Source organism: Apibacter sp. HY039 (genome assembly GCF_004023655.1).
In the GTDB taxonomy this organism is placed as follows: Bacteria; Bacteroidota; Bacteroidia; order Flavobacteriales; family Weeksellaceae; genus Apibacter; species Apibacter raozihei.
Genome location: NZ_SAYM01000001.1, coordinates 199674 through 215477, shown reverse-complemented (window position 1 = coordinate 215477; position 15804 = coordinate 199674). Strand labels below are relative to the sequence as shown.

The following is a 15804-nucleotide window of genomic DNA, read 5'->3' as shown; positions in this document are numbered from 1 at the left end:
AAACAAAATCACAAAAATTAAGTATAAATATGAGAACATTAAAACTTGCTGTCTTTGTATGTATGAGCATGCTTGGTTTTTCATGTAATAATGATGATAACTACGCATCTGCAGAACAAGACAAAACAATTCACAAGCTCTCTCCTTTCATGCAGATCGTCAGAGATTATGTGCCCAATAACGCAGTAATCGGGCATAGAGGAACCTCTTACTGGGCTCCTGAATCTACAGAAGCAGCCTACAGATGGGCTCGTAATATAGGTGCAGACTATCTCGAAGCGGATCTTCAAATTACGAAAGATGGAGTTATTCTCGTAGTACATGATGATGTGTTAACCCGTACTACTAACATTAAAGATGTATATCCGGATAGAGCCACTAACCCTACTTCCAGCTTTACTTATGAAGAATTATTACAACTGGATGCAGGAAGCTGGTTCAATATAGATCCTAACACTACATCAGACAGAGCGAGAAACAGTTTCAGTACACAGAAACAACCAATCAGCACGCTTGAAGATTTAGTTATGTTTGCCAGTGGATATCGTTTTGTTAGAGATGCAAAAACAAATAACGTTGTTTACATAAAAGATGCTAACGGTATTCCTAGACCTCAATATGAAATAGATCCACAAGACAACCTTAACAGACCCGGAATTTATATAGAAACAAAAGAGCCCAAATTAAATCCTGGTATTGAACAAGCATTAGTGAAAGAGTTAGACAGACTTGGGTGGAATATTATAACTAATCCGGCAAATGATACGGCTCATTTTATCAATGGAAAAGTGAATATCGGAAATACCAATGGAAAAGTAGTATTGCAAACCTTCTCTCATGAAAGCTTACTCATTCTTAAAAGTATCTTTCAGGGAAAAATTCCGACGGCACTTCTTTTCTGGAAAGGTAGTGGTGCAGATGATATAAACGATGACTCGCCCTCTACCTATATACAACATATAAACTTTGCAGTTGATAATATGGCTCATTTTGCAGGACCATCTATTGCTGGAGGAACTCCTCCTGATAATTGGCCTGAATTGTTAAATCCATGGCAGGCGGAATTGATACACAAATCGTATTTAAAAATACACCCGTATTCATTTGATAATAAAGATCAGATGGTAAAATATTCTCCTTATTGCGAAGGAATGTTTACCAATCAGTCAGATATGACGATTCAATATTATCGTGATCAGGGATTACGCTCAGGCGGTTCTTCTCCTATGGATGCAAAAACAGTATTAGACAATTTAGGTTATTAATAAGAACTCCACATATCATAAAAATATACCCTCTCTTTTATTGTTTGATTGACTTGACACAATCATGAAGATTAACAATAAAATATTATATTAGCCCCTGATTTTCAAAGTTCGAAAAATAGAATTTTCATATTCAGGACTCATTCAAAAACTGTTACTAAACATTTTCAAATAAATTAACAATTAATAAAAAAACAGATTATGAAGAAATTAATACTTGCGTGTTTGTTATTAGGATTCGCCTCTATTAATGCACAGAAACTTGCCTCTTCAGGAAGTGATTACAAACTTAAAAAAGTTATACCTGTTGATGGAAGACAAGGAATAGCTATTGACAAAGATTATTATTACGTTTCCAGCAGTACTGCCCTTTTTAAATATGATAAAAACGGAAAGTTAATTACCAAAAACGATAAACCTTTTGAATATTTTAAAAAAGAGGTTAATCATTTTGGTGATATTGACGTATATAATGGAGAAATCTATACCGGAGTAGAATGGTTTGAATCCGGAAACGTTAGAAACATCCAGATAGCTGTTTATGATGCTAAAACCTTAGATTACAAATATTCGATAGACTTTGGACAAATTGAACAGCCGGAAGTATGCGGTATTTCCATCGACAAAAAAAATAATATTGCATGGATGGCCGACTGGACACAAGGATATTACATTTACAAATACGATTTAACTGCTAAAAAGTACATCGGAAAAATCCATTTACAACCCTCTCCTCAATGGCAGCAAGGCATCTATTATATTGATGGAAAAGTTTTAATTACTGCTGACGATGGTGATGCTGATTTAAACGAACCGGATAATATTTATATTGCAGATGTTAGTGATCCTAACCAAACCCGTGCAGGAGTAAGTTTGTTCCGTTCAATTCCTGAATTTAAAAAGGCAGGTGAAATTGAAGGCTTAACTATAGATCCGGTAACCAATGACCTGGTAATTTTAAATAATCGTGGATCCATCATTAAAATGGGAATGCCATCCGGTTTCTATGAAGGTTATGATAAAGAAATTCATGAACTATATATTTTTGAAAGAGTTAAATAATGATTTGACTCATTTAAATGTATGATAAAAGTAATAAGGCATCGGTAACTCTGTGTTAAACTTTGCCTTATCTTTATCAACCTAATTAAAATCTAACTAATTAATATAAAATAACTATCATGAATTTGAAGAATTATTTATCCATTTTATTATCCACACCTTTCTTACTGGCCTATGGGCAAAAAATGTCTCTCGAAAATTTTCAGCCTGAAAATGATTCAATTAAGAAAAAAACTTCTTTTGTTGAAAGAATGACAAGCGATAGCTCGCAATTAGCTAAAGGTATTAAACTTGACTTTTTAAAAGAACTAGTTGGTGGTGATGAAAATAGCTTTACCCCTACCCTTAAGTACGGAATAGGAATGGTCTTGGAAACAATTTATCAGGAAGTTCCTACAAATAAATCAGTTCATAAAGAAGCTAATTCCAGTTACAACTTTCAGCCTGCAGCATTTAAAATAGGTTTTTTGCATACTGATATGGATATAACCCCTAAACTAAGCGCAAGTGTAACCTGGAATTTACATGCCAGCAAAATAACGGATGCATTTATTAAATATAAATTCCATCCATTATTAAATGTACAATTAGGACGTTTCAAAGGTGCTGGTAACAGAGCCGCTAACATGACTTCTGCTTATGATCTGGATTTGGTTGACTTTACTTACACATCGGAAAATCAAAGTACAGATATGGGGGCTCCTGATTTAAGACATTATGGAATTAACTTTTCAGGATCTATCAAAAACATTGTAAAATATGACTTTTTCTGGCATAACAGCGATAGCAACCGAGACAGATATTGGTCAGGATTTAATGATGGCCCTAAAGAAGATCAGGGAAATCATGGATTGGAATTCAAAAGCTGGGATGCTGCTTTACGTATTTTCCCGGTTAAAAATGTAGAGTTTGGAGGACATATAGGTTCTGTAAACCTTCCGGGAATGGGTAATAAACAAGCTTGGGCTTATTCTGCTTTTGCGTATTACGTAAATCCACATAAATATAAATTTAAATTTGATTACGGTACTCATAAACAAGTTCGTTTTGTAAAGCCTGACGGATCTCTTGCGGGTAGCATTGGTGACAATATGGATTATACCAAGCACGAATTCAGAAAAGCCAACAAACTGGGATATTCATTCTTAGCCGGTGTAAATATCACTCCTAGAATTGAACCTGTAGCAAGGTTTGAGTATTACAATCAGGGAAATAAAGATATTACAGGATTAGGCTATGAAAAGTTATATTTATACACTGCAGGAGTTAACTTCTATGTGTACCCAAACAGCCCTAGAATGGCTAAGATAACAGCTTTCTACCAACACAGAGATGAAAGTGGAGGGCCAAAAATAGCAAATGACTGGTTTGGATTAAGTTACCAAATCGTGTTGTACAACAATACAAAAGGAAATTTCTAATTTATAAATTCGTGTGTTAGTTTATCTAACACACGAATTTATTATCAATGATACTTTAACTAAAATAACAAAAAAATGAAAGACAAATTTATTTTAGCACTTGATCAGGGAACGACATCCTCAAGAGCTATTTTATTTAATCATGGCGGAGAAATAGTTTCAGTGGCTCAAAGAGATTATACACAACATTTTCCCAAACCGGGCTGGGTAGAGCATGATCCGGAGGAAATCTGGTCGTCTCAGATATCTGTTGCAGCAGAAGCCATTGCAAAAAAAGGAATTTCCGGTCTTGATGTAGCTGCTATTGGAATCACTAATCAAAGAGAGACTACAATAATCTGGGACAGAGAAACCAGCGAACCCGTTTACAATGCAATCGTTTGGCAAGACAGAAGAACTGCAAAATATTGTGATGAATTAAAGTCTCAGGGACTGACAGATGAAATCCGGGAAAAAACAGGTTTGATTCTTGACGCTTATTTTTCCGGAACTAAAGTTAAATGGATTTTAGACAATGTTCCCGGAGCCAGAGAAAAAGCAGAACAAGGAAAATTATGTTTCGGAACTGTTGATACCTGGTTAATCTGGAAACTTACCCGTGGTAAAATGCATGTAACAGATGTATCCAATGCTTCCCGTACCTTATTATTTAATATTCATACAGAAGAATGGGATGAAGAATTATTAAAATTATTTAGTATTCCCAAAGCTATATTACCTGAAGTTAAACAAAGCAGTGAAATTTACGGGGAAACTTCAACCACCTTGTTTTCAACTAAAATTCCAATTGCAGGTATTGCAGGAGATCAGCAGGCAGCACTATTCGGACAGTTATGTACTGAACCTGGAATGGCAAAAAATACGTATGGAACCGGGTGTTTTCTTTTAATGAATACAGGAGAAAAAGCGGTTTTATCTAAAAATAACCTTTTAACAACCATTGCATGGAAAATTAACGGTAAAACTTTTTACGCGCTAGAAGGAAGTGTTTTCGTAGGAGGAGCTGCAGTACAATGGATACGAGATGGTGCTAAATTAGTAAAAACTTCACCAGATACTGAAAATCTGGCTAAAACAGTACCTGATAATGGAGGCGTATATTTTGTTCCTGCTTTGACGGGATTAGGAGCTCCATATTGGGATCCTTATGCGAGAGGTGGAATCTTAGGAATAACCAGAGGTACCACTGACGGTCATATTGCCCGTGCTACTTTAGAAGGTATTGCTTATCAGGTGTATGATTTAGTTAAAGCCATGGAGGCTGACTCAGGAGTTAATGATCTGGAACTAAGAGTAGATGGAGGAGCCTGTGCTAATAACTTAATGATGCAATTCCAGGCTGATATATTCCGATTTGATGTTATAAGACCAAAAACCCTTGAAACTACAGCACTAGGTGCCGCCTATCTTGCCGGATTAGCTGTAGGTTTCTGGAACAGTATTGATGAATTACAAAGTCAGAGATCCATAGACAGAGTATTTAAGCCTGAAATGGAAAAAGAAATTGCAGATCACAATATTAAAGGCTGGAAAAAAGCTGTCAGCAGAGTATTGAATTGGGTAGACGAAGAAGATAAATAAGTAAACAAACATAACCACAAAAACTGTAAATTATGATTTCTTCTTATGTAAAATGTTTAGCTATAACTTATCCGTTTTATGCAATAGCATACAACAAGTTATAAAGGTATTGAAATAAACAAAAATTAAGATAAAGCTTTTATTTGAATATTTTTATCTGTTCACAATATTTCCGAATAACTTTTATTGGATTTAAACAAATAATTTTATTCAATTTAACTAATCTTTATCTATATTATTTGTGGTAATTACATAAAAAAGCTACTTTAGTATTCTGATTACTTTATACTAAACACTCTTTTGTACCAAAACCAACAGTTTTTAAATTTTATTACTCCAATTTGTGAGCGAATAATTTTCAAACTGTTATGGATATTTCAAATTTAATTTTAAATGTATTACGTTATTTCAGTGCCTGAAGTGAAAAGTACTAAACAAATTTAATAAGATTAATATGAAAAAAACACTTGTTTTAATTATGACATTTTTAATGTCAACAGTAGTTCTATGGGGCCAGGAGGCTGATAGACTTGATTTTAATTTAAGCCTTCGATCGAATCATCTTTGGAGAGGTATAACTGTTAGTGATGTCCCCATAGCAGATGTAGATATACATTATGCTCTTGACAATAAAAAGAATCTTAAACTTGGAGTCTGGGGAGGAATCGGTTTATCAGACCATAAAGGCGAACATTATCATGAGATTAATTACTATCTTAACTATGCTACAAAAATGTGGGGATTAGGAGTATGGGATGTATTTAACTCGACAAGTTTAACTGGAAAACCAGCTGATATATGGAATTACGATCACAAAACGTCCGGCCACAGATTTGATTTACGAGGATATCTCGTATTTGCTGAGTCATTTCCTCTAAGATTGGAATACGGAACTTCCTTTTATGGAAATGACCGTAACGAAAGAGGAGACCAACGCTGGTCATCGTATGGCGAACTGAATTATCCTGTAATTCGTGGAAAAGCAGTTGATTTAAGAGTATTCTGCGGTGCCGGATTCGGACTTACCGGACATTCACACTTTTATGGCAACGGAAAACACGATGTGGATGTTGTTAGTGTAGGATTTACCGCTTCTAAAAATGTTCCTGTTTTAGGATATAAACTACCTGTATCAGCTACAGCCATGTGGAATCCATCAGTGAAACAGGCCAGAGTACAGATTGCGGCCTCATTATTCTAACAAATAAAATAGATAAATAAAAAATTGCTGGGTACTAGTTAAACAGCAATTTTTTTATTTAAACAGATCTATTGAATATTACGTTTTTTTTTTACTTTTGTTCTTGGAATTTTTTTTATTATTTATTTTAAATCAATCACTATCATAATTTTAAGCAAAGCATTTAAGTTTACGTTATAATTATTAGTACATTCTCTATCAATGCAAAAACTTACTAAAGGAAAAATTACCTTACTATTTTTAATTATATTACTCCTTCCTTTATATCTAAGCTCACAGACTAAAATAAAAGTTGTTGATATTGAGAATAATTTACCGATTCCCAATGCTTCAATTTACGACAGACTTGAAAATTTACTTGGCTATACCGATGATGAGGGTACACTTTGTTTAACTTCTCATCAGGATAAAATACTTATTCGTGCAGACAATTTTCTAGCCAAGTCGGAGACAGTGGGAAATTTTGACAAAACAATTTATTTATTTAAAGACAATTCAGATAAAAACAGTGATCCAAAGGCTTTATATTTCTTAAAAAAGATGTGGGAAAATCGAAATAAAAATAATCCTGATTTTTTACCAAACTATAAATTCGATTCTTATGTAAAATTCACCTTGGATGTACCATCCGATTCTATAAAATTTATTCCAGATCCGAAAAAAAAACTAGATTCATTAAACAATAATATCAAGAAACTACTTGAAAAAAGTAAAGTTTTTATTGGGGAAAGAACGATGGTCTACGAATACGATCGAAGATACGGAAAAAAAGCATTAGTAACAGCTTATAAAGCCGGCGGCTTTGATAAACCTGAATTTTTCAACATTGCTATTTCTCAATCTCTTGTTAATGATTATCCTGAAATATTAAAGCCACGAGAATTACAAAGTAATGTATCCCGATTAGTAGACAGCCTGTATATTAATTCGAGAAAAACTTATGTTGTATACACCTATTCACGTGGTAAAAGCGAAACACAATTTTACAGAAATTTGACTGTGTTCATAGATGCTGAAAGTTATGCCTTAGTTAAACTAATTGGAAATACTTCAAAAGTATCCAATGTGTATTATGAAATAAGCTATGCTCCCTATAAAAATATTTGGTATGCTGAGACTGAATACATGAAAACTGAAATTCTGAGCAGCAGCTTTATAAAAAAAATTAATAAAATACTTCCTAAAGGTCTTCATTCTATAACAAGGCTAACAACAACAGCAACAGTAGAATCACACTTTTTAAATTTTAGAAGTCCAGAAATATACACCTCTAAAGATTTTAACGGATACGAATATGAAATATCTAAAAGTGTTTCTCATAATGTCGATGAAAAAATATCGTCACTCAGAACAGATAGTCTGACTAAGAAAGAAGAAAACACGTATACCGAACTTCACAGGATTTTTAAAGAGTACAAAATAGAACCCAAATTACGATTTTTAAGAAGCTTAACTTCCGGAGAGCTTGAATTGGGACCATTGAGTATGGATATATATAGCTTATTTAGTCATAACTTATATGAGTCATTCAGGTATCAACTCGGAGGTCATACCAATTACAAATTCAGTAAAGATGTACAGTTAGGAGCCTATATTGCAAAGGGTACCCGGGATAAAGAGGTGAAGGGGGGAGGTGAAATAACTTTTTATATAAATAAAAAACAAGGGGGAGAACTTACAATTAAAGCCGAAACGGATGTATTACCTATAGGTCGTACAAAAACCAAATATCTTACCCCCAAAGATGAACTTTCCGCAAAACCTAACAACATTTATAACAGTAACTATTTTACTTATAGAAAGTTTGAGCTTTCCTACCAGCAGGATTTCTTTAAAAATATTGACATTACATTTTCTGTAGATTATCAGAGGCAGCGAGCTAACTTTGATTACATGTTTAAAAATTATGATCCCAATGCCTGGTTCAATTATGTTAATACTGCCATCAGGCTCAGATATGCACCAAATGTCAAATATATTGAAACTGTAACCGGTAAAAGCACCTTAAAGGATCGACCTCCGTACTACTATTTTACCTATTCAAAATCTTGGAACTTATTTGAAAATAGTACCGCAACCCACCGTCTGTATTTATCAGCATTATACTCCTTTATGTCCAAATGGGGAACTACTGAATTTATAGGAAACCTAGGAGCTACTTTTGGCGACACCCCTTTAATGAATACTTATGAAGGAATGGGAGTTGCTAAACACGGGAATAGTATTTGGGCACGATTTAGTGTTAAAGGTTTTCAAAGCTTTGAAACGATGAATCCTTCCACTTTTTTCTCTGACAGATTCATATCTTTTCAGTTTACACATCATCTGAGACCTATACGTGTCAATGAATTTAAATCTTTATACTTTGCCCTTTTGTACAAAGGATTATTAGGAGGTATGTCTAATAAAGACTACCATAGCCTGTTTGAATTTGAGGTTCCCAGAGATTATTATCAGGAAGTAGGTTTTGAAGCAAACAAGTTATTATTAGGATTTGTCGGGGTTGGTGTTTATGCTCGATTAGGAGCCTATAAGAAAAGAAACCTGGATCAAAACCTATTTGTAAAATTAACATTAGATCTTTGATAAAAGTGATCATTTTTTCAAAACTTTTATTATCTTTTCAAACTACAAACTATAATTTTCAGAGATTTATACCTTAGTCAAATAAATTTGGTTATTTACTTTTCTATCATTAACTTAGAATATCAGAATCATAGAATAAACTTTTCTTAGTTTAAAATGCAACATAGCCGCAAACAAGAAAATTAAATTTCATATTCTGATATACTTTACAAATACAAACTAAAGCCAAATTTATGTTACCAGAAAAGTATATATTGTTCCTTGATGAGGTATCTAAAAAAATTGATCCCAAAAGAATTATTACCGATCCCTTAAAAACACTAGCCTATGGAACCGATGCAAGTTTTTACCGGTTAATTCCTAAAATAGTTATACAAGTACATACGGAAAAAGAAGTTAAAGAGATCCTCAAAATTACCGGAAAACTCATTATTCCTGTCACCTTTCGGGCAGCCGGAACCAGTCTATCGGGCCAGGCAATCACAGATTCTGTTTTAGTAGTGGCTTCTCACAAATGGAAAAACTATTTAATACTTGACAATGGAAATAAGATTAAACTACAGCCAGGAATTGTAGGGTCCCGTGCTAATATATATTTAGCTCCATACGGGAAAAAAATAGGCCCGGATCCCGCCTCCATCAATGCTGCCATGATAGGTGGTATTGCATCTAATAATGCCAGCGGAATGTGCTGCGGAACATCTCAAAATTCGTATCAAACAATTGCTGATATACGTATGGTCCTCTATGATGGCACCGTACTGGACACCTCAGACAAAGTCAGTAAAGAGTATTTTAGTAAAACTCATCCAGAGATCATTGAAGGTATATATAAAATAAAAAACACTATCCTTAAAGATTCAGTTTTATACGAAAGAATTAAAAGAAAGTTTAAAATAAAAAATACTACAGGGTATAGTATAAATGCTTTTGTGGATTATGAAGATCCTATAGATATCATTAAGCATCTTATGATAGGCTCTGAAGGAACTTTAGCTTTTATTTCCGATATTACCTATCATACTGTTACCGATTACAAATACAAAGCCTGTTCTCTTCTTTTGTATGATACCATAGAAAGAGCATGCGAAACAGTTCCCGCATTAAGAAACAGCCCTGTCTCAGCAGTAGAGCTACTTGACCGGGATTGTATTCGATCAGTAGAAAATGATGTGGATGCCCCGGAATATTTTAAAACCCTACCCGAAAGTGTAGGTGTTTTACTTGTAGATATTCAAGCTGATAGTATTGAAGAACTAAGAGAGAAAGAAGCCAATATACGTGTATCCATAGAGTCTATACCTGTAATGCAGCCGTATGAATTTACTACAGATCCGAAAGAATACAATTTTAACTGGAAAGCACGTAAAGGATTATTAGCTTCAGTGGGTGGATTAAGAAAAAAAGGTACTACCTGCTTGATAGAGGATGTTGCTTTTCCTGTACCTCGACTTGCTGAAGCCTGTTCTGATTTGAAGAATTTATTTAAAAAATACGAATATCACGATGCGGTTCTATTTGGACATGCTTTGGAAGGTAACTTACATTTAGTTTTCTCACAAGATTTTTCTGATTCTAAAGAAATTCAACGATATGCAGATTTAATGGATGAACTTGCCGATATTGTAGTTGACAAATTTGATGGTTCTCTTAAAGCAGAACACGGAACCGGACGCAACATGGCTCCTTTTGTTGAAAAAGAATGGGGTGAGGCCGCTTATAAATTAATGGTGGAGATAAAAAATATTTTTGATCCTCATCAACTGATTAATCCGGGTGTAATTATAAATCCAAATCCTGAGATACATCTTGAAAATCTAAAACCTTTACCTGAAGCTCATGATTTGGTTGATAAATGTATGGAGTGCGGTTTTTGTGAGCCTTCCTGTGTTTCTGAGGGATTAACGCTCTCACCAAGACAACGCATCGTGGTTGAAAGAGAAATTGCCCGATTGAAAAAAACGGGAGAAAATGTAGAAAGGCTTAACCACTTTGTCAAAGAATCTGCTTATAATGTTGACGAAACCTGTGCTACCGACGGATTATGTCTTCTTGCCTGCCCCGTGGGAATAGACACCGGCATTTACGTTAAGGCTTTAAGGCACAATCATATTACCCCTTTTGAAAATAAAACGGCGAATTACATCACCCGTCATTTTAGCAAAACCACTCATCTGCTGCAAAACGGCTTATATTTAACCCGCTTAGCCCAAAAGATTCTGGGAAATACTACTATGTATTCTTTTGCATCGGGATTAAGAAAAATATCTGGTAACAGAATTCCGCAATGGAATCCATCTATGCCATTTCCTAATAAGTATAATAATATGGCTCCGGCTTCTCAAAGTGATTCATTAAAAGTAGTATACTATCCTTCCTGTATTAACCGTACCATGGGAATATCGAACAAATATCAGGAAAACGAAGTTCCGTTAACCGAAAAAACAGTTCAGATTCTGACCCGTGCAGGATACACAGTTATATATCCTGAGAATATGACTTCTCTTTGCTGCGGAATGCCTTTCAGTAGTAAAGGTTTTAATGATGATAGCGACAAGAAATCACAGGAATTAGAAAAAGCTCTACTCACAGCCTCTGCAAATGGTAAATACCCAATACTTTATGATATGAGTCCTTGCTATTATACTTCCCATTCTCATTTTTCAAATGAAAACTTAAAAATTTATGATCCTATCCATTTTATGCTGGAATTTGTAATGCCCAAACTTGAAATTAAAAATCCGAAGGATATAGCTACGGTTTTTCCTATTTGTTCAGTAAAAAAATCCGGTCTAATGGAGGATCTGGTAAAATTAACCCGGCTATGTGCTCAAGATGTAAATCTTATACAAACAAATTGTTGCGGTTTTGCCGGGGATCGGGGATTTACTCATCCTGAACTTAATAAACATGGACAAAGGCATCTAAAAGAACAAATTCCGGCAGGTTGTACTGAAGGGTATTCCACCAGTCGAACGTGTGAAATAGGAATGGAAGAGTATAGTGAGATTAACTTTAAATCTATATTTTATTTGATTGATGAAGTAACCCGATAATTAAATAGCACATATATGTAAACAATGTATTAAAAACATATTAATTAATTGCAATAAAAAAAATAATATTTATTTTAAATTTTATTTAAAATAACCTATTTTTGCTTTAAAATATATATCTCTCTATATGGCTGTGCTCTTTTATTGTTTGTATATAATATTTATAAACAAATATTTTAATTGTCTAAAAAAAAGAAATAACCTGCTTGACAGATATTTCTCAGATTTCTCAAAGCTTAATCTCAATCGCAAATAATTACCTAGAACCAATATACGTCAAAACGATAGTAAAGAGAATTATTCTTTACAATTATCTGAAAGCGGGAAAATTCCCGCTTTTTTTATTCCTAAAATTAATTAAACTAAATTTATCTTTTATAAAAAACGAAAATAGAAATTTAAATAATAAATAGTAAATTATTAAATTTAAATTATCTTAATTAAAACATTATGAAAAAAAATTTACTTTTTATTTATTTTTTGCTTAGCTTACTAACTTCTAAAATTCAGGCACAACTCTATAATGAAGCCGATAAAGAAGGGTTGAGAAAATTTCTCCGGCAAAGCAAAAATTACGAATTAGCAGGTTTAAAAGCATCAGATACCTTAACTTGGTACACATCTGAAGAATGGATAATAAAAAATTCCATAGACTTTTCTAAAGTATCTAACTCAGATTTATTACCATTTAGGTTAGGCTGGACAAATGGTAGATTGGCCGGAATTTCATTAAATAACTATTCAGGAACTCCTAAAGAAAAAAGATTTCAAGGTTATTTAGATTGTACCCCCTTTACCTTTCTTGCAGGAATTATTACTTCACATAATGATTTGGATTCTATAAACATATCTAAAAATGAAAATTTGTTGTATTTATTTGTACCTAATAGCAAACTTTCTTCTTTAAAACTCAGTAGAAGTTCCTCTGGGTTGCAGGTATTAGATATTTCTTACAATGAAATTAAATCTTTGGATCTTTCTAACTGTATTAATTTAGATGAAATAACTGTAAACAATAACGAGTTGACTGAATTATTTTTACCAAGTAGCACTAAATTATTACGGTTGGATGCCTCTAATAACTTATTATCTGAGATTAATTTAAGTAATAGTCCATCCTTAAAAGAAATTAATTTATTTAACAATCTTATCAATAAAATAGATCTATCAGTAAATCTCAACTTAAGACGATTAAATGTAGAGAAAAACCGTCTAGCTTCTCTAGATGTATCAAAAAACACTCATTTGATATGGATATATTTAAAAGAAAACAACCTTAGTTTATCCAACCTCACTTACTTTCAATTTATGGGTCCTCATGCTCATCCACAAAACAAAATATTCGGGCAGGAAATCGGACATAACCAGATTATAGATTTAAATAACGAATATGAAATAGAAGGAAATATAACTTCTTATCAGTGGTTGGATGAAAATAATGTGGAAATAAAACTTATTTCAAAAGGAAATGGTCTGTTTATGGCCGGAGACAAATATATAGGCAAAAAACTTTTATGTAAAATGCATAATCCGTACCTACCCTATATAAGTACTGAATTTGAAGTTAGTATTGTTGAAGGAAAGGTTGAAACCATTCATGTAACTGGAAATTTACAATTAAAAACAGCCATAGATAATCTTCATCAAATTAACATCGGAGAAAGTTTCAAAATAAACTCATCAATTAATACAAATATTGATCAGGTACAAATCGGGTTATTCTCAAACGACGGACTCACGTTTTTGGAAAACATTTCTGAAAGCAGAAAGAATACTTTTTTCAATTGCAAAGTCTCAGACAATATTTAGGAAACTACATTATTCAGCCTTATGTGAAAGATTCAGAAGGAAACATATCAATTATTGAAAGAGTTCCCGGTACTTTTATTGTGGATAAGCTTCCTATAAACATTACAGGCAACAGTATTTGGAATAAAAATTTATCTAGTAGTGAACTGCAACTCTCTTCGCACCTTCAACTTAAAACGAATCAGGACAACAGGTATGCTGTAACTCAGGAAAGTACTTTTATGGTTTTTGCCTTACAACCCTCAACAGATACAAGAATTGGATTGTTTTCATTAAATGGAACACTCATGGAAGACGTTACTGTAAGTAGAAAAAAAAATACCTTTATTTGCAAAGTTTCAGCCAACATTCCTTCTGCGAATTACATTTTAGCTCCTTTCGAAAATAAAAATCAGATAGTTAAAATAATTGAGAGACCTTCCGGAAAATCGATTATTGATAAAATTCCTTTATTTGTAAATGAAAGTGATATCTGGAACTTAAAAAACATGGAGGCACAAAAAACTACAGAAGGTAACCTGACTCTTTTTCCAAATCCCGTTACGGATCTATTATCTTTAAAAATTTCAGAGAAAAGATTCTTTATAGAAATATATTCTTCAACTGGAGAATTTATAAAAAAAATAGAGAATAAAAAAGAAATTAATACACAGGATTTAATTCCAGGTCTTTATATTATAAAAATCATTACAGATAATAATGAATATATTAGAAAAATAATTAAAAAATAAATCTCTACCTAAAAAGAGGATTCTACTTAGAATCCTCTTTTTTATTTTTAACCAGCCGGTTAATTTCTTCTGAACCCTACTAATCAGTACGGCTGATTTTTTATTTATAAACTTCCGGATTTACGACACAGGGTAATTTTTCCCCCTTCAAACCGGCTAATATATTTTTAGCGCACAAATCTGACATTGCATTTCTAGCTTCAACTGTTGCAGAACCGATATGAGGAGTTATTGCCACGCTTTCCATCGTTAACAGCGGATGATCTTTTGGGATAGGTTCCGGATCGGTTACATCTAGTCCTGCTCCCCAAATCTGCTGGTTCTTCAAAGCTTCAACCAAATCTTCTTCATTTACCATTGCTCCTCTGGCGGTATTTACCAGAATAGCATTGGGCTTCATTTTCTCAAATACATGTTTATTAAACAACCCTTTGTTATCGTCTGATAGCGGAGCATGTAAACTAAGTATATCAGATTGTTTCAATAATTCGTCAAAAGATACATAAACAGCTCCTAGTTCTTTTTCTGCCTGCTCGTGACGATTGCGGTTATGGTAAATTATGTTCATACCATAGGCTCCTTTGCATTTTTCTGCCATTTTAATCCCTATACGCCCCATACCAAAAATACCTAATGTTTTCCCGTTCAATTCCTGCCCTAAATGAGATACGGCATCAAAACCCTGGTTCCAGTTACCTGTACGTATTTTACTATAGTTATAAAATGCTTTTCGGGAAACATTAAGCATAAGAAGAAAAGCGACATCGGCTGTAGCATTACTAAGTACGTCAGGAGTATTTCCCACGGGAATTCCGAGTTGAGTGGCTGTAGATAAGTCTATGTGATTGAACCCTACAGAAAAAGTGGAAATTACTTTAAGGTGCGAACTTTGTTTAAGAAAATTAGCAGTTACGGGAGTCATCACGTTGATGTAGCCATCTGCATCTTTACATTTATCAATCAGTTCCTTTTCTGAGAGCTGTTTTCCAGACCAAACTTCAACTTCACAGCCTTCTTTTTTCAGCATTTCAATTCCGGATTCCGGAATCATGCCAGATATAAATATTTTCATTTTCTATTGGTTTTTAACTA

At 33.5% G+C, this 15804-nt stretch carries 10 protein-coding genes; 9 read left to right on the top strand and 1 reads right to left on the bottom strand.

The genetic code is table 11. The annotated features are described in order from the left end of the window. Positions 1–29 precede the first annotated feature (29 nt). The 9 genes from EQ921_RS00995 to EQ921_RS00955 all read left to right on the top strand — a co-directional run bounded on the left by EQ921_RS00995 (position 30) and on the right by EQ921_RS00955 (position 14712). The gene (locus EQ921_RS00995; RefSeq protein WP_128330231.1) at positions 30–1265 is read left to right on the top strand and encodes a glycerophosphodiester phosphodiesterase family protein; all 1236 of its coding nucleotides are present in this window, start codon (positions 30–32) and stop codon (positions 1263–1265) included. A 201-nt stretch (positions 1266–1466) separates the two neighbouring features. After that, positions 1467–2327 carry a hypothetical protein gene (locus EQ921_RS00990; RefSeq protein ID WP_128150289.1) on the top strand — a complete coding sequence of 287 codons (861 nt, stop codon included), beginning with the start codon at positions 1467–1469 and terminating at the stop codon, positions 2325–2327. Between the two features lie 119 nt (positions 2328–2446). Continuing rightward, complete coding sequence (locus tag EQ921_RS00985; RefSeq protein ID WP_128330230.1) at positions 2447–3748, top strand: hypothetical protein; 1302 nt, start codon at positions 2447–2449, stop codon at positions 3746–3748. 75 nt (positions 3749–3823) lie between these two features. Continuing rightward, complete coding sequence (gene glpK, locus EQ921_RS00980; protein WP_128150285.1) at positions 3824–5329, top strand: glycerol kinase GlpK; 1506 nt, start codon at positions 3824–3826, stop codon at positions 5327–5329. 454 nt (positions 5330–5783) lie between these two features. Then, a complete protein-coding gene (locus EQ921_RS00975) occupies positions 5784–6530 on the top strand; it encodes a hypothetical protein (protein WP_128330229.1) in 747 nt (248 codons plus the stop codon). 201 nt (positions 6531–6731) lie between these two features. Continuing rightward, entirely contained in the window at positions 6732–9116 is a 2385-nt protein-coding gene (locus EQ921_RS00970) for a hypothetical protein (RefSeq protein WP_128330228.1), read from the top strand. 233 nt (positions 9117–9349) lie between these two features. After that, positions 9350–12172 (top strand): FAD-binding and (Fe-S)-binding domain-containing protein, encoded by a 2823-nt coding sequence (locus EQ921_RS00965; protein ID WP_128330227.1) that lies wholly within the window; start codon positions 9350–9352, stop codon positions 12170–12172. A gap of 450 nt (positions 12173–12622) precedes the next feature. Further along, entirely contained in the window at positions 12623–13981 is a 1359-nt protein-coding gene (locus EQ921_RS00960) for a hypothetical protein (RefSeq protein WP_128330226.1), read from the top strand. Positions 13982–14004: 23 nt separating this feature from the next. After that, positions 14005–14712, top strand: a complete 708-nt coding sequence (locus EQ921_RS00955; protein ID WP_128330225.1) for a T9SS type A sorting domain-containing protein — start codon at positions 14005–14007, stop codon at positions 14710–14712. A gap of 100 nt (positions 14713–14812) precedes the next feature. Here the strand turns inward: EQ921_RS00955 and EQ921_RS00950 are convergent, their stop codons facing one another. After that, positions 14813–15784: a D-glycerate dehydrogenase gene (locus EQ921_RS00950; RefSeq protein WP_128330224.1), complete on the bottom strand. Its 972-nt coding sequence runs from the start codon at positions 15782–15784 to the stop codon at positions 14813–14815. Between the last annotated feature and the right edge of the window lie 20 nt (positions 15785–15804).

Bases quoted from the DNA above. Each gene is read 5' to 3' on its own strand.
- EQ921_RS00985 (WP_128330230.1), top strand. From the start codon at position 2,447: ATGAATTTGAAGAATTATTTATCCATTTTATTATCCACACCTTTCTTA.
- EQ921_RS00975 (WP_128330229.1), top strand. From the start codon at position 5,784: ATGAAAAAAACACTTGTTTTAATTATGACATTTTTAATGTCAACAGTA.
- EQ921_RS00995 (WP_128330231.1), top strand. From the start codon at position 30: ATGAGAACATTAAAACTTGCTGTCTTTGTATGTATGAGCATGCTTGGT.
- EQ921_RS00965 (WP_128330227.1), top strand. From the start codon at position 9,350: ATGTTACCAGAAAAGTATATATTGTTCCTTGATGAGGTATCTAAAAAA.
- EQ921_RS00970 (WP_128330228.1), top strand. From the start codon at position 6,732: ATGCAAAAACTTACTAAAGGAAAAATTACCTTACTATTTTTAATTATA.
- EQ921_RS00960 (WP_128330226.1), top strand. From the start codon at position 12,623: ATGAAAAAAAATTTACTTTTTATTTATTTTTTGCTTAGCTTACTAACT.
- glpK (WP_128150285.1), top strand. From the start codon at position 3,824: ATGAAAGACAAATTTATTTTAGCACTTGATCAGGGAACGACATCCTCA.
- EQ921_RS00990 (WP_128150289.1), top strand. From the start codon at position 1,467: ATGAAGAAATTAATACTTGCGTGTTTGTTATTAGGATTCGCCTCTATT.
- EQ921_RS00950 (WP_128330224.1), bottom strand. From the start codon at position 15,784: ATGAAAATATTTATATCTGGCATGATTCCGGAATCCGGAATTGAAATG.